20 protein-coding genes are annotated in these 20197 nt (G+C 53.6%); 3 read left to right on the plus strand and 17 right to left on the minus strand.

What is annotated here, in order from left to right:
- Nucleotides 1-71: 71 nt before the first annotated feature.
- From VLM75_14630 to VLM75_14650, 5 genes are all read right to left on the minus strand, one after another.
- Entirely contained in the window at nucleotides 72-2741 is a 2670-nt protein-coding gene (locus tag VLM75_14630) for a PAS domain S-box protein (protein ID HSV98155.1), read from the minus strand.
- A 281-nt stretch (nucleotides 2742-3022) separates the two neighbouring features.
- Nucleotides 3023-3214, minus strand: a complete 192-nt coding sequence (locus tag VLM75_14635; GenBank protein HSV98156.1) for a hypothetical protein — start codon at nucleotides 3212-3214, stop codon at nucleotides 3023-3025.
- A gap of 111 nt (nucleotides 3215-3325) precedes the next feature.
- Complete coding sequence (locus VLM75_14640; protein HSV98157.1) at nucleotides 3326-3724, minus strand: DUF2688 domain-containing protein; 399 nt, start codon at nucleotides 3722-3724, stop codon at nucleotides 3326-3328.
- Nucleotides 3725-3746: 22 nt separating this feature from the next.
- Complete coding sequence (locus VLM75_14645; GenBank protein HSV98158.1) at nucleotides 3747-4106, minus strand: hypothetical protein; 360 nt, start codon at nucleotides 4104-4106, stop codon at nucleotides 3747-3749.
- 7 nt (nucleotides 4107-4113) lie between these two features.
- Entirely contained in the window at nucleotides 4114-4836 is a 723-nt protein-coding gene (locus tag VLM75_14650) for an enoyl-CoA hydratase/isomerase family protein (protein ID HSV98159.1), read from the minus strand.
- 422 nt (nucleotides 4837-5258) lie between these two features.
- On the opposite strand from VLM75_14650, the gene VLM75_14655 reads away from it, so the two are divergent.
- A complete protein-coding gene (locus tag VLM75_14655) occupies nucleotides 5259-6464 on the plus strand; it encodes an aminotransferase class I/II-fold pyridoxal phosphate-dependent enzyme (GenBank protein HSV98160.1) in 1206 nt (401 codons plus the stop codon).
- 133 nt (nucleotides 6465-6597) lie between these two features.
- Here the strand turns inward: VLM75_14655 and VLM75_14660 are convergent, their stop codons facing one another.
- From VLM75_14660 to VLM75_14695, 8 genes are all read right to left on the minus strand, one after another.
- Complete coding sequence (locus VLM75_14660) at nucleotides 6598-8469, minus strand: VWA domain-containing protein (GenBank protein HSV98161.1); 1872 nt, start codon at nucleotides 8467-8469, stop codon at nucleotides 6598-6600.
- Between the two features lie 123 nt (nucleotides 8470-8592).
- The gene (locus VLM75_14665; GenBank protein ID HSV98162.1) at nucleotides 8593-8922 is read right to left on the minus strand and encodes a hypothetical protein; all 330 of its coding nucleotides are present in this window, start codon (nucleotides 8920-8922) and stop codon (nucleotides 8593-8595) included.
- A gap of 175 nt (nucleotides 8923-9097) precedes the next feature.
- Nucleotides 9098-10972 (minus strand): molecular chaperone HtpG, encoded by a 1875-nt coding sequence (htpG, locus tag VLM75_14670; GenBank protein ID HSV98163.1) that lies wholly within the window; start codon nucleotides 10970-10972, stop codon nucleotides 9098-9100.
- A gap of 107 nt (nucleotides 10973-11079) precedes the next feature.
- Nucleotides 11080-11880, minus strand: a complete 801-nt coding sequence (locus VLM75_14675; GenBank protein ID HSV98164.1) for a hypothetical protein — start codon at nucleotides 11878-11880, stop codon at nucleotides 11080-11082.
- 7 nt (nucleotides 11881-11887) lie between these two features.
- A complete protein-coding gene (locus tag VLM75_14680) occupies nucleotides 11888-12076 on the minus strand; it encodes a hypothetical protein (protein HSV98165.1) in 189 nt (62 codons plus the stop codon).
- Between the two features lie 406 nt (nucleotides 12077-12482).
- A complete protein-coding gene (locus VLM75_14685) occupies nucleotides 12483-12842 on the minus strand; it encodes a fibronectin-binding protein (protein ID HSV98166.1) in 360 nt (119 codons plus the stop codon).
- 50 nt (nucleotides 12843-12892) lie between these two features.
- On the minus strand, nucleotides 12893-13357 hold the full coding sequence (locus VLM75_14690; protein ID HSV98167.1) for a DUF3795 domain-containing protein: 465 nt from the start codon (nucleotides 13355-13357) through the stop codon (nucleotides 12893-12895).
- 70 nt (nucleotides 13358-13427) lie between these two features.
- A complete protein-coding gene (locus VLM75_14695) occupies nucleotides 13428-13631 on the minus strand; it encodes a UXX-star (seleno)protein family 1 (GenBank protein ID HSV98168.1) in 204 nt (67 codons plus the stop codon).
- Nucleotides 13632-13934: 303 nt separating this feature from the next.
- Here VLM75_14695 and trkA point away from each other — a divergent pair, with 303 nt between their 5' ends.
- Both trkA and VLM75_14705 read left to right on the plus strand, forming a co-directional pair.
- Entirely contained in the window at nucleotides 13935-15290 is a 1356-nt protein-coding gene (trkA, locus tag VLM75_14700; protein HSV98169.1) for a Trk system potassium transporter TrkA, read from the plus strand.
- A gap of 6 nt (nucleotides 15291-15296) precedes the next feature.
- The gene (locus tag VLM75_14705; protein ID HSV98170.1) at nucleotides 15297-16751 is read left to right on the plus strand and encodes a potassium transporter TrkG; all 1455 of its coding nucleotides are present in this window, start codon (nucleotides 15297-15299) and stop codon (nucleotides 16749-16751) included.
- A 5-nt stretch (nucleotides 16752-16756) separates the two neighbouring features.
- Here the strand turns inward: VLM75_14705 and VLM75_14710 are convergent, their stop codons facing one another.
- From VLM75_14710 to VLM75_14725, 4 genes are all read right to left on the minus strand, one after another.
- Nucleotides 16757-17539, minus strand: a complete 783-nt coding sequence (locus VLM75_14710; GenBank protein ID HSV98171.1) for an aldo/keto reductase — start codon at nucleotides 17537-17539, stop codon at nucleotides 16757-16759.
- A gap of 107 nt (nucleotides 17540-17646) precedes the next feature.
- Nucleotides 17647-18621 carry a metallophosphoesterase gene (locus tag VLM75_14715; protein ID HSV98172.1) on the minus strand — a complete coding sequence of 325 codons (975 nt, stop codon included), beginning with the start codon at nucleotides 18619-18621 and terminating at the stop codon, nucleotides 17647-17649.
- 13 nt (nucleotides 18622-18634) lie between these two features.
- On the minus strand, nucleotides 18635-19429 hold the full coding sequence (locus VLM75_14720) for a hypothetical protein (protein ID HSV98173.1): 795 nt from the start codon (nucleotides 19427-19429) through the stop codon (nucleotides 18635-18637).
- 91 nt (nucleotides 19430-19520) lie between these two features.
- Nucleotides 19521-19895: a response regulator gene (locus tag VLM75_14725; protein ID HSV98174.1), complete on the minus strand. Its 375-nt coding sequence runs from the start codon at nucleotides 19893-19895 to the stop codon at nucleotides 19521-19523.
- Nucleotides 19896-20197: the final 302 nt, after the last annotated feature.

The following is a 20197-nucleotide window of genomic DNA, read 5'->3' on the forward strand; positions in this document are numbered from 1 at the left end:
CACTCCGTGTCCGCTGTGTTGCTGCGCTTTTTATGCGACGGATATGCCGGTCACGCTCCACGCACGCCCCGTCAACTCTTGAGCGCCTGGTACAGCACCTCGCTCAATTCCTCTATTTTATACGGCTTAACCGCAATTTCGTCAAATCCATATTTTTTATATTCAGCAATTACCGGATCGTTCGAGTAGCCGCTGGACAGGATGGCCCTGACATAGGGCGCCATTTCACGGATTTTCCTGATGGTTTCCGTTCCGCCCATGCCGCCCGGAACGGTAAGGTCGAGCATGACGGCATCGTAGGCTTTCCCGGCCTCGAGGGCGCGCGCGAACTCCACGACGGCCTCTTCCCCGTTACGCACGCAGGTTACCTCGTATCCGAGATGCCGCAGCAACTTCGACGCGATATTGCGCACGAGCTCCTCGTCATCCATGAAGAGTATTCTTCCCTCGCCGGTTACGGCACGGCCATCCTCACGGGCGGCCTGCACGGCGTTGACCGGGGCCGCCGGAAGATAGACGCTGAAAACGGTCCCCACGCCCGGGGTGGATTCGGCATGTATATATCCGTCATGGTTCCGGATGATTGAGAAAGTCGTTGTAAGGCCGAGGCCCGTTCCGTTTTGTTTGGTGGTGAAATACGGGTCGTAAATATGCGGCAGGTGGCCTTCAGGTATGCCCTCTCCGGAATCCGCAACCGTTATGCGTACAAATCTGCCGTCACCCACGGGGGGAACCCTGACCGAGCCGCCCTCTATGTTGGAGGCGGATATTTTAATCACGCCGCCTTTATACATCGCCTGTCGCGCGTTTATCACAAGATTGTTGAACACCTGGCCCATCTGTGCCTCATCGAACTCCAACTGCCACAGTCCTTCCTCGATGTCGAATTCCGGTATGATATTCGAGCCGCGAAGCGCGAAATTCGTTGTATCGCGGAGCAGCTTTTCCATGGAACCTGATCGTTTGAGGGGTTTGCCCCCTTTCGAGAGGGTGAGAAGCTGGCGGGTAAGGTCGCGGGCCTGCAATGCCGATTTTTCCGCCTCGACCAGTATTTCATGAAGCTTTTCCCCCGGCCTTGTGTACAGCCTGCCAAGGTTGATATTGCCCAGAATCGCGGTGAGAATATTATTGAAATCGTGCGCTATCCCGCCCGCCAGCACGCCGAGGGACTCTATCTGCTGCATTTTCCGAATCTCGGCCTCCATGCGCTGCTTCTCGGTAATATCCCGGAAGACGAGCACAACGCCGATTATCGCACCTTCCCTATCCCGTATCGGCGCCCCGCTGTCGGCGATGACCCGTTCGGTGCCGTCCCGCGCGATAAGCGCCGTGTGATTCGCAAGTCCCACTATTCCGCCTGATTCGAGTACCTTGTCCACCGGGTTTTCACAGGGGACCCTCGTCATCTCATTGACGATCGAAAATACCTCCTGGAGGGGCCTGCCATACGCCTCATCCTGTGTCCATCCGGTCAATTCCTCGGCCACTTTATTAATAATAACGACCTCTCCATACATGTTCGTGGTTATCACGCCGTCACCGATGCTTCGTAGCGTTACGGCCAGACGTTCCCTTTCCCTGTCACGCTCACGCGCGGCCCTCTTTCTGTCAGTGATATCGACGATAGAGGTAATGACGCACGGTTCACCGTCGAAATCGATAATCTCGGCCGAAACAATACCGTTCCTGATATCTCCATATTTGGTCCTGAAATCAAACTCGAGTTTTTTCACCTGCCGGTCGCACCGCATCATGCTCAGCATGCGAAGAAAATCACGGTATCGCGAGAATATCTGAAGATCGCCCGGGCTGCGGCCTATCACCTCCTCCCTCCTGTAACGGGAGAGCTCAAGCGCGCTCTCGTTTACCTCGATATATGCCCCGTCGCTCAGCCGGTTTATGGTTATCGCCTCAGGACTCGACTGGTAAACCCTGATAAACTTGTTTTCCGAGCGCCTCAACGCTTCTTCGGCTTTTTTTCTGTCGGTAATATCGATCGCTTCCAGCAGCAGGACCTTTTCTTCCCCAAACTCGACCATCTCGGCGGAGTAAAGGCCGGTGCGTCGCTCCCCTCCTAAAGCGGTAAACGAATACTCGTAATTATCAATTGCGCTTCCGGTGCGGATCATTTCGATAAAAGCGGCGCGCTCGTCCGCACTCCCCCAGGCCATCGAATCTTCTATCGTTTTGCCCACCACATCATCGCGCGAAAATCCGATCGCTCCAAGGTAGCTCTCGTTGATATCGATAATTCGTTCATCGTCGAGCCGGATCATCAGTTTCATGGTAGGGCCTGAATGGAAGGCGATGAAAAACTTCTTTTCGGAAAACAGGAGGGCCCTTTCCATGTTCTTTCGTTTGGAGATGTCGCGTATTATCGTCGAGTAATACTCGATGTTTTCGCCATCTTTTTTATGCGCCTGTATTATCTGCGAGACCGGAATCTCCGTTCCATCTTTACTCAAAATGGCCGTCTCGCCTCTCCAGCTCCCATATTTCACCGCGGCGGGAAGCGCTTCGCGACGCAGGAGTTGCCAAATGCGCTCCGGATAAATCTGACGTATCTGAAATGTCGTGATGTCCGCGTCCACATCGATTCCGATCATCTTCCTGCCCGCCTCGTTGAGGAAAAGGACCCTGCCGTCCTCGCTCGCCATGGAAATTAAATCCCGGGCCTCGTTGACGATGTCCCACAGCATTCCATAGGGAACATCATTGATATCGTCGTGTTTTATCGTCATCAGCGATTCCGTCTGTTGTAGCACAGTCCTTTAACGTATTATTCCGCCCGCCGGCGGACCCGCGGTGCGATCCGAAGGCCGGCGCTTATTTCGCCTCGAGATTTAGATGAGCGTCCGGTATTATGTACACAGCACCCACAAAATTGGCGCCGATTTTTCCGCGGCTTTACAGGGTTTGGCACGGCCTGGCGGTTACACCCGTTTTGCCCCCGCAACCGCGCCATGAATGCCGCCGACGGCGGAAAATTATCGGTATCATGGTGCACGTGTAGTGGTGAAAGTTATTTGCTGTTGCTGCCTTTTGTGGCCTTCTGGCTGTTCTTAATCTTTTCCAATATTTCCTTTTTATAGACACCAACTTCCATGAGATTGGTCTCCATCTCCTCGATTACATCCGCGCGCGCCTCGTCGATCCTCGCTATAATGCGCTCTTCCATTTCTTTCAGGTACTGGATTACGCTTTCTTCACTCATCTAACCCTCTCCCTCAATTGATGGACCGAAAAGATATTTTACGGAAATGGAATAAATTATTCAACTCATTTATTATATTCTGTCTGAACCCGCTTTCTCGATTACAACTTTTCAGCACAGGGTCTGTATCATCCTCTTTTCCTCGAGCCTCCGCAGTATATCTGTAACATCAAGCGCCGGATATTCATCCATCACCGTCGCCGCGGCGATGAACTGCTTCGTGTAGAAATACCGCAGGGCCATGAACCGAAGCACCTCCTCCTCATCCTCCGGAAATTTTTCGGATTTCCAGTCTATCATTCCGGGAATGCGGAACCGGCGCGCCGCGAGGTTCGTTTCGCGCACCTTTTCGGCCGAAAGCTCGCTTTTTTCCTCATCGGAGAGGCATGATGAGCATATTCCGCCGAAACGCCGGTACCAGGGCCTGTTGGCGAATGAAGCTTTTGCGGCCGTTAGAATCTCGCGGCCGCAGCGCTGGCATTTAGTCTTGACGAGGGCTTTCGATCGCATCGAACGCCTCCGATTTTTAAGATCATTTGCAAATCCGTACGGCGCCGCTGGCCAGAAGCCCGAGCAAATCGACACCGGCGGATGTTTCATCGAGAGAAAGGTACAGGGAGTATGCGTCGTACACGGATATCACCTGATTCTCCTTCTCGGTATAGCTTCCGCTCCAGCCGAGCGCGATCATATGCGTCTGGAGCATAAGCATGAGGTTCCAAGTTAAATCGTTCTTATCGTCCCACAACTCATCGAGCTGGTATTGAAAGTCTATTGTGGTCCCCTCGGGTTCCCAGTCCCGGCCGCGGGCGGTTTCGAGCGCGCAATGCCAGTCCGAATCCCCGCACTCGACCTTCCTCGTGCCATCGAGCGAGACAAACACGTACGCCATGGAAAACTCAATCAGTCACCAGCAGAAAAAGCGCGTCTATAAACGCCGGGTCTTCCTTCTCCATCGTTTCTACGATATGCTTGTGCATGCGCTTCTTCATTTCGCCGAATATGCCGCGCTTTTTACTGAATGTCGCCGCAAAAGCAAGCGCCTCCTTCATGAGCTCTTCCTGGTCGGCACAGGCTTTTTCTATGGCATGGTGTTCGGCCAGTTCCGCGGCGCCGACGCGGCGACCCGTGTACTTCATTTCCTGGAATTTATAGTAGGGAAACGCCTTCTTCACCCATGCGATCATGCCAGGCAGGAAGGGAATGCTAAGGTCCACCTCCGGAAAACAGAAAAAGCCCCGGTCCGATTTCATGAAACGGAAGTCGCAGGCGCACGACAGGATCGCGCCGTTGCCATAAGCGTGTCCGTTGATGGCGGCGATTACGGGCATCGGAAAAAGCAGAAGGCCCCTGAACACATCGTTCATGGCGTACATGAAGTCTTTGATGGCCTGGTTGTCTTTCGCGGTCATTTTTTCCCCGAGCCATGTTACGTCAATACCCAGTGAGAAGTTCTTCGGGTCGCTCGACGTCAGCACCGTCGCCGTAATCGACGTGTCCGCCTTTATGCCGTCCAGGGCGGAGAGCATCCCCTTCGCGAAGTCGGGATTATGCCTGTTTTCGCCGTTGTTCATATATATTATTGCGATGTTCCCGTCCTTCTTCCATTCGACTACCGCCATAACATCCTCCTGCGTTTGAATAGTATACTTTTGCCGCAAAACGCCGCCGGGGGCCGCGATGCGACGATCCCAGCATCCTGCTCATGTTATTTCACGCTATCTAAAAGACAACATCTTTTCAAACGTCGTTCCCGTAAATGAAAACGCTTCCGCCGGCGCCATGGCCATCCCGACACGGAGGTGAGTGAGTATTCAGTCATTTCTGAATGAATGCTCACTCTAATTTATTTATTATATTTCATTGCTGTATTGATATATTTTTTTATAACAATATGATTATTTTGGTTGATTTATAGCACCCTGTAATTATACTGCCGCGCTTATACGACTTAATTCAAAATTCACCATCGCGAAGAGGCTTAAGCCCTCCGTCCCGGCCGACGGAAGACTTATTGCCGATCCAAGCGCAAGGAGAGAACGGAATGGATCTTTTTGACAAGTGTCACTCTTTCACAAGGGCGGATGAGGTTCGGTCGATAGGATATTATCCCTACTTCTACCCTATCTATGAAAACGACGGGCCCGTAGTCTTCATGAACGGACAGCGCACCATAATGGCAGGCTCGAACAATTACCTTGGGCTCACCACCGACCCTCGCGTGAAGGAAGCGGCCATCGCGGCCGTCAGAAAATACGGCTCCGGATGCTCCGGATCGCGCCTGCTCAATGGCACGCTTGACATCCATGTCGAACTGGAGGAAGCACTTGCCGATTTCGTTGGCAAGGAGGCCGCCCTGCTCTTCAGCACCGGTTTCCAGACCAACCAGGGGACAATAGTGCCGATGATCGGTGACGGTGACTATATCGTCTCCGACAGCGAGAACCACGCCAGCATCATCCAGGGCACGATTATCGCAAAGAGCCGCTCCGGCGCGGGCGGGCTTGTCAAGTATGAACACAATGACATGGCCGACCTCGAGAAAAAAATCTCCGCGCTGCCCCTCAACTCGGGGAAGCTTCTGGTCACCGACGGTGTTTTCAGCATGAGCGGTGAAATCGTAAACCTTCCCGAGTTGGTAAGGATTGCTAAAAAGTATAACGCCAGGGTCATGGTTGACGACGCCCACGGTCTTGGCGTTATAGGGAAAGGCGGCAGGGGTACGGCGAGCCATTTCGGGCTCGACGACCAGGTCGACCTCATCATGGGCACGTTCAGCAAGAGCCTGGCATCGCTGGGCGGGTTCGTCGCCGCGGACAGAAAGGTCATAGACTATATCAAGCACCACTCGCCTGCCTTTATTTTCAGCGCCAGCATGACGCCCGCACAGGTCGCGGCCGCGCGGGCCTCTCTCGAAATCATCAAAAACGAGCCCGAGCTCGTTTGGCGCGTCCACGACAACGCCAACCGCGTACGGAAGAGGCTCAAGGAGCTCGGACTGCGGGTCATCGATGCCGAGACGCCTATAGTTTCGATCATTACCGGCGACGACATGCTCACTTTCATGTTCTGGCGCAAACTCTTCGACGGCGGCGTTTTCAATAATCCGATCGTCTTCCCGGCGACCCCGCATGGGATGCAACTCATCCGCATGAGCTTCATGGCCACTCACGAGGACTGGCAGCTCGATTTCGTCATCGAGCAATGTGAAAAGATTGCGCGGGAGATCGGCCTGCTTAAGGCTGCGTAAGGAAAGTACAACCGGCGCCGGTATTCTTTTCCGGCGCCTTCCCCGAAGGCGGAAGCATCCCTATGTCACGCCTGTCTGATATCGCATATCGTGATCAGATAACCACAATCGCCCGAAGCCGCGCCCGGCGTTACTATCGGGAAATTCCCAGCCGGCGGTCTATCATCAGTTTGTTCACCGACAGCACCTCTCCGGTTTCCACCCGAAGAAGCTTCAGGAACACCTCGTAGTTTTTGTTCTTCGCGTACAGCCTTCCGGTTACGATCATCCTGGCGCCGATAAGCTTACCCACCTTTACGGCATTCTCGTCCTCCACCATGCCGGTCATGCCGAGCTCGAGCTCTTTAAGGATTTTCTGCAGATCGCGACGCTCCACTGTCTTGAAGGTCCTGTTCCGGGAAATCGCAAAATTCATCTGCTCGGCGAAGTATTCGGCGTTCGACTTGTCAGCCGCCTCGGCGCTGCTGAACGGGATCAGGCTCACCGGTGTCCCGGCGGCTATGCCGATCGATGAATAGTCTACAAGCTGGACCACGGTCATATCGAAGAGCTTGCGCAGCGTCTCCTCGTTTTGTTCTTCCTCGATCTTTGTCGCCTGAATGTACGATTCCCCACTCTCCAGGGGAGCATCGGTCAGATGCGAGAGTTCTTCCTTCGTCAATCGTATTATGATGCTCTCGAGCTTGTCGGTCTGAAAATTGGCGCCCGTATGATGGCTCACGCTCCCTTCACGGCCTCCTTCCGATTCACCTTTCTCTCCATAGGTGAGAAATATATACGCCGCGGAGGTATACTGCGCTATCTGCCTGAGAATATACTCACCCATCAGGTTGAGCCCGCCCGTTCCGACGCTGAATATCTTTATCCCGGCCCTGCGGGCGTCCTTTGCCGCCGTCGCGTACGTGTATTCCTGGCCATAATCGAGATGGGGAGGCGCGTCGGTGATGATATACGCAAGGCGTATTCCATCGGTGTTCCATGCGATCTTTTTTATGGTATCCTGAAGCGCCGACTGGAGATCCTCGGGCTCATCACCCCCTCCCGAAGCGTTCACCCTGTCAAGTTCCGATCGGAATTTATCGAGATCGCCGGTAAGCGGAACGATCTTCGTCAGGTACTCATCATCCTTGTCCTTATAAAGCACCATGCCGAAGCGTATTTTAGGCCTTGTCGAAAGCGATGCAAGGTTTAGATTTATTATTTCGATGGTGCTCTTCAGACGGCTGATCTCCTCGCCCATGCTTCCGGTCGTGTCCAAAATGAACACTATATCGAGCGGTACGTTCTTCTGGACCGGTCGCTCCATCTCCATCGGCACCGTAATCTCGCGCTTTCCCTGGCGGTCGAAAAGAACCTCCCTTTTCAACTGTCCGACGGTGACGGTCGCCCTGAATGAAGTGTATTTCGTATCGTACTCCGAAGGGAAAAACAGGTATATTCCATCGGAATAGGTCTTTCCCGATACAAGCGCTTTTTTCTTGTAAAAAACCTCAATCTTGGCGTTCGCGATCGATCGTTTACCGGAGTCGATGACCCTGATGCTGATGCGCTCCCGAATATTGATCGGATAATGACGCACCTGTTCCCCGTACTTATCCTGAAAATTTACGAAGTAGTTAAACTGCTTGTTATCATCCGAGAAGCCGGCTTTCAGTCCGGACGCGGATGGTGGGGCCGGGCGGTCGGTTTCGGAATATGCGCCTTTCTTCACGCCTCTTCCCGCCGCGTCTTCCTTGCGTGAGGTTCGATCCATGCTCTTTTCACCGGGCAGGTCCGATTCCACTTCCCTTAACAAAGGAGTATCTTTACCGTTTTTCTTTTTAGGCGCCGATACGGCAGGTTTCCCGCCATCCTCCTTTTTTTCCACCGACTTGACCTCGTCGTCAAGTGATGCGGTATCGATGGTCGGGGCCTTGCCCCTGCCGTCTTCCGCGGCCTTCATCCCGGCGCATCCGAATACGGCGAACATCATCAGAACGGTGAAGAAAAGAATTATGCGTTGCATCCAATACCTCTCTCCGGCTTCCCGCCGGTTACGCTGAATACGGCGCCATTCCGCGGCCCAGACAAACGCCGTCGTTTTCACGCCCGCCCTTGCGCCACGGAATTTTACCGCGCGTAGCGTATATCAATTATATGAAACGGTATCTTCGAGCAGGGCCGAATGAATGCGCACGAACAGATCGAACATGTCGTCCGTTTCCAGCGAGTAAAACGGCACAAGCTGTCCGTCCTTGAACTCAATCAGTACGCCCTTGTCCTTATCGAGTACCACGAAAAAGCCCTTAAGAATCCCTCCATCCTCCTCGGTGACGTCACTCACCTCGAATTTTTCCGAGTAACCGCTCGCGAACTCAAGCAGGCTGTCGGTGATGGCATTCTCCATCTCATCCCTGACCAGTTCCATCAGATACGTCAGGTTGTCGAGTTTTTTCATGACAGAATTGGATGCGTCCATTGAGCACCTCCGGACCTGAATACTGCGTTTGTACCATGCCCCGTCGTCTTTGTCAAACCGGAAACGCCCCGCCGTTTCCCGCGGAGTTTGATCCTGAAAGGCGGGGGCCTTTTCAGGATCAAACTATCCGAATGACAATCCCGTACGGCGGCATCAATTTAGCCACGCCCATCCCCTAAAGCGCCTTTTCCATCAGCCTGTTCAATCTTTGCACAAAAGTGGCCGGATTCTCGATTTTAATCCCTTCAATAAGCATGGCCTGCTCCAGAAGAATGATGCTCGCGTCTTCGAGAAGGGACTGATCTTCGGTCTTCTGCAAACGCCGTATTATCTCATGCTGAGGATTTATCTCGAGCACCGGCTTGATGTCGCCGAAGTCGAATTTACCCATCGCCTTGAGTATGCTCTGCATCTTGACCGTCGGATCTGCCTGGTCTACGACAATGCATGACGGTGAATCGCTTAAACGGGTGCTTGCCCTGACGTCCTTGACCCTGTCTTTAAGAATCTCCTTCAGTCTGGCGATGAACGGATCGAGCTCCTTCTCTTTATCGCGGTCTTCCTCGGTTTTAAGGTCATCGGCGGCGTCGCTTCTGTTGACCGACTTGAATTCCAATTCGCCGTAAACGCCGACCGACGGGATTACGATCTCGTCTATCTCATCGTCCATGATAAACACTTCAATATTCCTGTCCCGATACATCTCGAGCAACGGCGACTGCCTGAGGGTGTCCTCGCTCTCTCCTGTCACGTAATAGATCACTTTCTGATCGGGTTTCATGCGCCCTTTGTATTCAGCGATGCTCGTAAATTCTCCCTTTTGTGTCAACGTCGATTTGAAGCGGACCAACTCCAGCAACGTCTCGCGGTTTTCGTAATCCTGGTACAGGCCTTCCTTTATCGGTTTTCCGAATTCGCGGTAGAAATCCGCGTATTTGCCGGAATCGCCGGCGAGCTTCTGAAGTTCTCCGAGTATTTTCTTAACCGAAGCGGTTTTTATCCTGGTCAGCACCCTGTTCTGCTGGAGGATTTCCCTGCTCACGTTGAGCGGGAGGTCTTCCGAATCGATGATTCCCCGCACGAAACGCAGGTAGGTTGGAAGCAGGTCTCTATCGTCGTCGGTGATGAAAACGCGCTTAACGTAAAGTTTTACTCCGGACTTGAAATCTGAAAGGTATAGATCGAAGGGCGCCCTTCCCGGAATGTAAAAGAGAGTGGTATAGTCAATCGTCCCTTCGGCCTGCGTATGGATATGGAGGATTGGCTCTTCGTTGTCGTGGGAAATCACCTTGTAAAATTCCCTGTAGTCCTCTTCCTTCAGTTCGGACTTCGGCCTTCGCCACAACGCCGTTGCCTCGTTGATCTTTTCAGTCTTCCGGTCTTTGGTCTGCTTTCGGTCTTTTCCCTCGCCTTCATATTTGGTTTCATCATAATGGAGGTAAATCGGAAACGGGATATGGTTGCTGTACTTTTTAATCACCCTCTCCACGGCCCATCGACCGGCGAACTCTTTGCCGTCTTCATTAAGATGAATGATAACGGTTGCGCCCTGGGACTCCCGCTCGCCTTTTTCAATGCTGTACTCACCCTTCCCTTCGCTCTCCCATACCCATGCGGCGTCCTCGCCCGCTTTACGCGATATCACCCGTACCCTGTCCGCCACCATGAAGGCGGAATAAAAACCGACGCCGAACTGGCCGATCATATTTATATCGCCTTTGTTTTCGCCTTTAAGTGCTTCGATGAAACTGCGCGTTCCCGACCGCGCGATGGTGCCCAGATTTTCGACCAGCTCCCGGTCGTTCATTCCGATGCCCGTATCGGCGATCGTAAGGGTTTTTTCCTCGTCGCTGAAGCTTATGTCGATCCGCGGTTCAAAGGACATCCCCCGGAGTTTCTCGTCTGTATATGTGAGGAATTTAAGTTTGTCGAGCGCGTCAGACGCGTTCGATACGAGTTCCCTCAGAAAAATCTCCTTGTTCGAGTAGAGCGAATGTACAATGAGATGGAGGAGCTGGTTTACCTCCGTTTGGAACTGGTGCGTGGACATGTTTTCACCTCCCCATTGCGATGGAATATATCACCGCGTAATGTTTTCTAATTTTCGAACAGCCGTTCATATCGCGTAGCTCGTGTCAAACATTTTCAAGCGCGGCATCAGACCCTTCGTGCGCGCATGTCCTCGATCTGCTTCTCAACTATCGTCAACCGAATCGTCAGCGATTCGAGGCTTTTCTCTATGCGCTTTTTCTCGGATTCAAGGCGCTCAATGGTCTCCTCTTTTTTCGGCACGCAGCCGAACTCGGCCTTCACCATATCGGGACTCTTGCCATCGGCGAACGCCCGCTCGGCCTTTCTGCGCCGGTCATCGTCGCGGATGCGCGCAACGGTCCGCATGTTCTCATAGCCGATTTCAGGATCGATATCCATCAAGTTGATCTTCATCACCGTCCGCGCGACGGTCCGGTGAAGTTTTAGTTCCCTGTCTACGTAGTCATCGAAGCTCGCGTGGAGCTCCCTGCAGAGTTTCATCGCCTCCGAAAGAAGCCCGCCGAGCTCTTTCATGAGATGGCCGTTTTTGACAAGGAACTCGTCACGAATGCGGACGGTGAGCTCTGCGAACCGCCGGTCCTTCTCGAAAACATTTTCATATATTCCTTTTTTCTCCGCCTCGAAGAGAAGGCGATGAAGAATGTCCCAGAAACGGTTGGTGTGCGAGCGGCATGATACCGGAGCGTTCGCGGTGGTAAACTGTATGTGGTGCGCGAACTCGTGTATTGCGGTGTATATAAGTGCGCCGTCGCCGTCGAAGTTGTGATTGTGTATGATTATTTCCCGATCCGCCGGCTTGTACAGGCCGTCCACTTTTTTGCTTTTTTTGCCTGAAAAAGTGACCTTGAATTCATCAACGTCACCGTTGAGAAGCAAGAGCTTTTCCTTCACCTGGTCCTGATTCATGCCGGTCTCACCATTCCCCGTTATTCAACCTGTCATCGATGAGCGTTTTGATTTTGACAAGGATTTCCACGCCCTTAAACCGGTCGAGCTGCTCGAGGAGAAAACTCACTCGGTCCAGTAGCTCGGCATCGGGAAGCATTTCAAGACGGTCAGCGACCTTCCTCATCATGATGATGTCGTTCATCGAACCGACCATATCGTACCTTCCTTCCGGGCATCGCCGAAGTTATCGTGCGCCCGGATAGCATACCTCCCGCCCCTCGTCAATAATTTGTTTTTCCGGCCGCTGGACGGACTTTCATTCGTCATCAGACACCCGCGGCTGAATTACCATTTCCATGCGCGCGTTCTTAAAGACAAGAGCGCACGTGGACAGAAGCCGCGCCTCGTTCATTATCCCGTGGATATTCTTATAAGCATTCTGGAACCTTTACATCGCCGTTTTCAAGCTTTTCGCCCACCCTCGGGCCCCATGCGCCCGCTATGAGGTTGTAATGTCGGGGCCGATCGTTTCGGGATACGGGGCAATCGGTATTGGCAAAGCCATATAAACGCAGTGCAGGATGTTTCGGTCTATCCATACCGGTCCGCCTGCAGGAAACTCAACGCCGGAGCGTCTCCGTGGCCGCACCGCCGGCCCACAGCCCCTCGAGCGTCCTTCCTCCGTCCTTCACCGTATAAATCACCGGGTCTGGCGCCCCCCAGTATACCGTCAGTACGTCGCCTCTGAGTGTTCCATGCCCGTAGTATTCCGTCCCGACCTTCCAGTGGAACCGGTACATATCGCCGTCCTTGCCGATCGTTACCATCCCGGTATATGAGGTTCCATTGGGATTCGTTCCCGTCACCCGGTACACTCCCTCGATTACCGGGGCCTGCGCATTCACGGTCCCGTTATGAAACGTTAGTATGGCGACGGCCGCACAGGCCATCATCATCCCTGTTCTTCGTGATTTTTTCATTTACGCACCTCCTGCTGAGCATAATGACGACTGTATCGTTGGTGTCGCCGCTATTTTGGCACCATTTCAACCGGCTGAAAATCACACCCGCAATTTCTGCAACGACGCGCCCCACGGAAGAGCATCTCTCCGCACGACGCGCATTGGTAGCGGCGCTCCTCGGCCTCCACCCATTGCTCTGTTGCGAGTTTGCGCCGGAGTGGAACGGCCCGCATGATCTCTTTTTTTCCCACCTCGACCGGAAACGCGGCGACATGCGCGCAGGGAAAATCCGCACACTGGTGGCATCCCTCGTAACCCTTCTCCCTCGTACAGGTCTTGATGGGACAAACGCGGCAGTAGACAAACGGATTCTCGGAGAGGCACCCCCCGCAGGTGAGCTGCTCCACGGGCACCCCGTACGCCGGAGAAAGTTTCTCCTTGAATTTAAGGTCGTTGTTTCTGTCCGCGATCATGATCGAGCAGACGCCGCAGTAGAGCCCGCAGGGCGCCAGCCATTCCTGATGAACGTCCATATTGATGCCTCCCCTTAATAAAGAATATTGCAAGTGATGCATTCCACGCTCACGGCGGGATTCACACCCCTCAGGTCCCGCCGTATCCGACTGTTACCTTCCCTCCTTCGATTATAACCGGCACCTGGCGGCGGCCGCCTGAAAATTTCAGCATCTCGTCCATCTTGGAAGCGTCGGTTTTTACATCGTGATAATCCGCCCTGTCCCCATAGGCCGACCTGGCCTCGCTTGTATAGGGTCATCCCGCCTTACCATAAATGACAACTCTTGGCATAATTTCCTCCTTTTTCCGCACAACGAGTGCTGTAATCGACTTGCAGCGCACTGACGCAATATGGGCCTTCCCGGTCACGCTGCATCTGTGACCTATATACCGGAAATCATACGAAGTCAAGCGATCATCAATATGCGGGCATGCCCTATTTTAACACAAAGAACAAACCCCCGCAGCCTTCGGGAACGGTATCCCTTAACGAAAGTAAATTAAAATTATACTTGCCGGGCATCGATCGGCCGGTATTCTGGGATAGTTTCTGCGGGGCCACCTGCGACCGCACATCCGATTCTGGCGGCCAACATGAATGTAATAATACTCGGAGCCGGGGTTGTCGGTTTCCAGCTCGCCGAGCAACTCGTTAGCGAGGGAAAGAACGTTGTCGTTATCGAGAAAGATCCCGAGCGCGCCAAGTATGTTTCCTCACACCTCGATTGCCTTGTGATCAACGATAACGGCACCTATCTCTCGACGTTTAAAAAAGCGGGCGCCGAAGACGCTTATTCGTTCATCAGCGTCGCGAACATCGACGAGGTGAACATGATCGCCTGCGGCATCGTGTCGAGCGAATTCAACGTTCCGATTAAAATCGCCAGGGTGCGAAACGCCGATTATTCCCGCGCTCGCATTTTCGAAAAAGGCTTTCTGGGCATCGATTACGTGGTGAACCCGGAGGTCGAAACGGCGCGCCATATCGCGAACACCGTGGCGCTTGGCGCCGACAGCGATGTGATGCTATTCGAAAACACCGAGATACAGATGCGCAACCTGGTCATCGATCAAGATTCTTTTTTCGCGAATCGTTCGCTCAGGCAGATTCGCAAAGGCATAAATGAAAAATTCCTTGTGCCCTGCGTGATACGGGACGATTCGTTCGTCATCCCGTCGGGAGATTTCGTCATACGGGAGCACGACACCATTTATCTGCTCGCCACGCGGTATGACCTCACCAGGATATTCATGGAAGCCGGCAGAAAAAGCGAGCGGCTCGACCGCATTATTATCGCCGGCGGCGGCCGCATCGGCTCCCTTGCCTGCCAGTACCTCATCCGAACCGGGCGCAAGATCACCATCATCGACAGTTCATACGAGAACTGCAAATCCCTCTCCGAACGGTTTCCCGAAGCGTTGGTTCTGCACGCCGATGTCTCCGATGAAAACATTTTCGAGGAGGAACATCTGGACCGGTACGACCTTGTCATCGCCACTACCAATAATGAAGAGCTCAATATTCTGACCGCGGTATACGCCAAAAGCCTCGGCATAAAAAGGGCCGTCGCCCTGGTCACGAAGTCCAACTACATTTCCATCGCCACCAGACTCAAGATCGATTCAATCATAAGCCCCAAGATCAGCACAGTCGATGCCATATTGAAGTTTTTGCGCCGCGGCGACATACGCAGCGTCCACAGCATCTTCAATGGCAGGGCCGAAGTGCTCGAGTTCAATATCTCCGGAAACTCTCCCGTCCGCGGCAGCAGGATAATGGATATTAAAATGCCTAAAAATTCTCTGATTCTAAGTGTTATACGCGGCCAGAGTCAGGATACCATCCCCGATGGCAACCTCGTCATCAACCAGGGTGACACCGTCCTCGCGATCGTCGATAAAAAATCTCTTTCCGACCTGGAAAAAATCTTCATGATTGACGTTCATTAAGGCGATATGAACCCGGTCCTGATTGTCAAAACCCTCTCCTTTCTCATGCTCATCATCTCCGGATTCATGATGATCCCCGCCGCCATAGCGCTGGCATGCGGAGAGACACAGGAGCTTCTTTCATTTGTCGCGGTGATCCTCCCGCTCTCGTCACTTTCGGCATGGCTTGCGCTGTCCCTCCGGAAACGTAAAACGGAGGCTTTTTCCACGCGAGATGGTTTTCTCTTCGTAACGGTGAGCTGGCTTGCGGCTTCGCTGGCGGGTTCGTTACCCTTTTTTATTTCCGGCGCAATCCCCAGCTTTGCGGATGCCTTCTTCGAGACGATCTCCGGTTTCAGTACCACCGGCGCCTCCATACTTACCGATATCGAGGCGCTTCCCCGATCCATGCTTTTCTGGCGCTCATTAACCCACTGGCTCGGAGGAATGGGAATCGTCGTACTCGCCGTGGCGGTCCTGCCGCTTCTGGGTATCGGCGGACTCCAGCTCATCAACGCCGAATCACCCGGGCCGACCGTCGACCGCATCACCCCCCGCATCGCCGATACGGCAAAACTCCTCTGGTTAATCTATGTCGGGTTCACCATCGCCCAAACCGTATTGCTCATGATCGCCGGCATGGATCTCTTCGACGCGCTGACGCATACCTTCGGAACGCTCGCAACCGGCGGTTTTTCAACGAAGAATTCCAGCGTCGGCCACTACGATTCCGCCGCGGTGCATATTATTATAACCGTTTTCATGCTTCTTGCCGGCATCAGCTTTTCTCTGCATTACCGCGCGCTTACGGGCAGGCTCAAATCCATTGCCGTTGAAACCGAGTTAAAATCCTATCTGCTCATCTTTATACTCGCCACACTTGCCGTTACCATGAGCATCTACGGTGAAGCCTACGAAACCTTCGGCGAATCCCTGTTCCACGCGGCCTTTCAGGCCGCTTCCATTTTAACGACCACGGGCTTTGCCACCGCCGATTTCGAGCAATGGCCGTTTTTCGCCCAGGGGGTGCTCTTTCTCCTCATGTTCGTCGGCGGATCATCCGGTTCCACCGCCGGTGGGATAAAGGTATTCCGGATAGTCATTCTTCTGAAGCAGGCTTTTATCGAGATGCTGTACCTTATCCATCCCCGCGGAATATTCACGCTCAAGGTCGGCGGCAGGATCGTGCGCAAAGACCTGGTATATTCCGTGGCCGGGTTCTTTTTCCTCTACATTTTCCTGCTGCTCTGCACGACCCTTTTGGTCGCCTCGTCGGGACAAAACCTCACGACTTCTTTCACCACGGCACTCGCGACGCTGGGCAACATCGGGCCGGGGTTCGGGGAGACCGGACCTTCAAACAACTATGCGTTTTACCCGGATTACGTTAAATGGTTCCTGAGTTTTGCGATGCTGGTGGGCAGGCTCGAACTTTACACCGTGCTCATCATCCTCACACCGGAATTCTGGAGTAAAAGGTAAGCTTCTCAGAAATCGAAATTGTCCGGGTCCGGGCCTGTTCGCTCGCCGCGGTCGAACGAGTCGATCAGCTCGACGTCGTCGATTGAGAGGCTGAAATCGAAAACCCTCGCGTTTTCCGCGATTCTTTCGCGGTGCACCGACTTCGGGATGGTGACAAAACCGTGCTCGAGCGCCCAGCGAACCAGGATCTGCGAAGGTGTCTTTCCGTATTTTCCGCAGAGCCCGAGTATTATAGGATCGCTGTTCAGCCGGCCTCGCATGAGCGGCGCCCATCCCTCCACCCTGATTTCCTTAGAGCGGCAGAAATCGACCAGCACGGCCTGATACAGCCGGGGATGGAGTTCGAATTGATTGACCATGGGGACGATGGATGCGTTTAGCATCAGGTACTCGAGATGATGAACCATGAAATTGCTCACCCCGATCGCCCGTGCCACACCGCGGTCGAGCAGCTCTTCCATCGCCCGCCATGTTTCTATATACCTGCCCCTGACCGGCCAGTGGATGAGGTAGAGGTCCACGTACTCCGTTTTGAGCTTCTTTCTGCTTTGATCAAATGCCTTAAGGGTTTCCCGGTAGCCCTGTTCCGTGTTCCAGACCTTGGTGGTGATGAAGACCCTCTCGCGGGGAACGCCGCTTTCCTTCAGGGCGCGCCCGATCCCTTTTTCGTTATCGTACAGTGTTGCCGTATCAATGCTCCGGTATCCCGTGTCGAGCGCCGCGCGCACGGCGTTTTCCACTTCGGCTCCGGCGGGTGTCTTGTAGGTCCCCAGGCCCAAGACCGGCATCCGTACACCGTTTGTTAAAGCAACACTATCTTCTATGCCGGTAAACACCGTCATCCTCCGTCATTTTCGATTTCCAGGCCTTTCGGCGGCCGGACGGCGCACTCGGTTCATTGCTCGGACGTCGGGCGCACAACGCGCTGCGGCGGCGGCTTTATTTCCGGCTCTCCGCTCCCTCGGCGGTAGGGAACGCGAAGCTTGTGTCCAACGCCGCCCGGCGATACGAACCTGGCAGACTGGTGGTCGCGGGTGAGCACCCTGCAATCCACGCTACCATCGCGGAATTCGAATATATACGACTCGATACCGCTCACCGCCGTCAGGTGTATCGAAGCCACTTCCACGAACAGCGTGCGGGGAAACGCGCGCGGCCGGGAGAATTTCGAAATAATCGACGAGGCCATATGGTTGTGTCCGGAAATCCACAGGTCGACCGGATACTCTTTCAACACCCTCTCGAACCTTTTTGAGGAGGCCAGGCGCATGGTAGGAAAGAGTGAGGACGGAAGCCCGCTTCCCGCAAGGCAGGCATGGGTCACCGTGATGATGATCTTATCCTGATTCGTGGCGACCAGCCCCTTCCACCACTCGAAAGTCGTCTGCGATATCTCGGACTGGGGCGTGCGCTTTTCATCGGACATCAGAATGATCAGGACGTTGTCGATGGTTACGGCGTAGTGGAGCGGCTTGCCGATATTGCGTTGGTATGTTTCCAGGTCCCGCGCCTCATGGTTTCCCGCTATCTCGAACCAGAGTGGAATGCCCGCCTTTTTTCTCGAGTCGAGAAACCACCGGTAAAAACGATCCGCGTCCTTCTTGGCGTATACGATGTCGCCGGCCACCAGGGCAAGGTCGATTCCCGGCAGGTTGCGCGCAATATCATCGACTGCCGTCTCATAATGAAAGAATTCTCCTTCGTCGAGGGGCTGAATGTCCGAATGCGCCCATATCCGGAATACCTCCGGAGATTTTTCCCAATTACTTTCGCGTTTCGCCGACGCATGACATGCCGCGCCTGCAAGGCACAGCGCGGCCGCGAGCGACACCACGACCGTACTTATCGGGCGCTTTCGGAATTTATTCATGACAGGAACGAACTCAGCCTCGCCTGGCCCCTGATTTTTCCTCGAAACGCGCCGCCACGACCGGGGAGAGCTCGTTCAGGAAATTCAGGGCCGTCTGCGCCTTTTTCGGCGAAAGCGTTTTAAGCCGCGCCATAAATTCGCGAAGGTCGGCGGCGGGAGGCGGATTGACGGGATCCATCATGTACAGTAAAACAAGCCGGCGGAGGTGCTCCTCCTCCCGTGGATCGAGACCATCAATCTCCATGGAATCCAGACGCCTGGTGAGTGCGTCCACGTAGTGATCGACGATGGCGTTGTCCGTTATCGCCGTTTTTTTCCGTATCAGGTTCAGAACCGTGCGGTATGCCGGCGCCCTGGCCGGGTATTCGGCCATCCTGAACAGCCATACCGCACACAGCCGCAGCGCCCCATCACCGGACTTCGGTAGTTCCGCCTCGAATTCGCGCCGACCGGATTCCGATAAGGAGACCCTGGACAGAAACGCCGCTGTAATGAACTCTTGCGCGGTATCTATCGATGAATCGCCCTCGGTGAGGCCGACTTTGGATTCGATCTCGTAATCAAGCTGCATGTCGCCCGCCATAACCGGATCAAAACGCCCTCCCGGAAAACCGAACAGGAGCATTATTCGGCCTGTATCGGGAAAACCGTTCCCCTGTACTACTCCGGCGGACATGGCATTTTTAAAAATTGCGATTACCACCAACGGCAACAGTATCAACTTAAACGCTTTCACGGAGGCTTTAACGGCGTTATTCATGAAATGGTACCGTTCATGGATTTCATCGAGGGCGGGCGATTTTGCCATCGTCACACACTGGTAGCACAGCATGTGCGGAAAACAAGCATATTTTAAAGAGAAACGGGGGTGTGAACGTGCGACAGGCGGAGGCGAGAGGTCACTTTTTCCTTCGTGATAGAATTTTTTTAACCGCGGATGAAACTTCATCCGGGCCGAATGGTTTGTGCAGAAAATGCGCCAACCGGTCCCTGCGCGCCCGCGGGCTTTTCGAGGGAGGTGAGGATGTAAGGTACAGCACCGGTATTTGATATGTCTCGATTATCTTTCTGCCGGCGCTAATACCGTTTTTACCGTCACCGATCCTTTCGTCAAGGAGCACGAGGTCCGGTTTAATTGAGTATATTTCGCTCATCGCCGCGTCGTAACTGTACACCAGGGTGGTATTCGAATAGCCCGATCCGCGCAGTATATTATCGATGTCCATCGCCACAATCCTCTCGCGCTCGACGACCAGAATTCTCTCCGACAGCATTTTTTTCACCATCTCACCTGAACACGAAACGTCCTTCGTTATTTGTCGGCATTATTCCGAAAATACTTCAGTATAAACAATAGACCTGTTGCAAATCTCGGTGATATCGGGTTTTTCCAGTTACGCAACACTCTAATATTTATACGGAGCGATCGGGAAACCCGGCACGGCTTCACCATTAACATAACTCTGTCATGTTGATGATGAAGCAACTAAAATTTCGCCGGTTCTCCTTTTTTATTTCGTTCCTTGACACCCGTTGCTTTGCATGGTACATTCATCGTCAACAGGAAGACAAAAGG

The organism is Spirochaetota bacterium (genome assembly GCA_035477215.1).
Taxonomy (GTDB): domain Bacteria; phylum Spirochaetota; class UBA4802; order UBA4802; family UBA5368; genus MVZN01.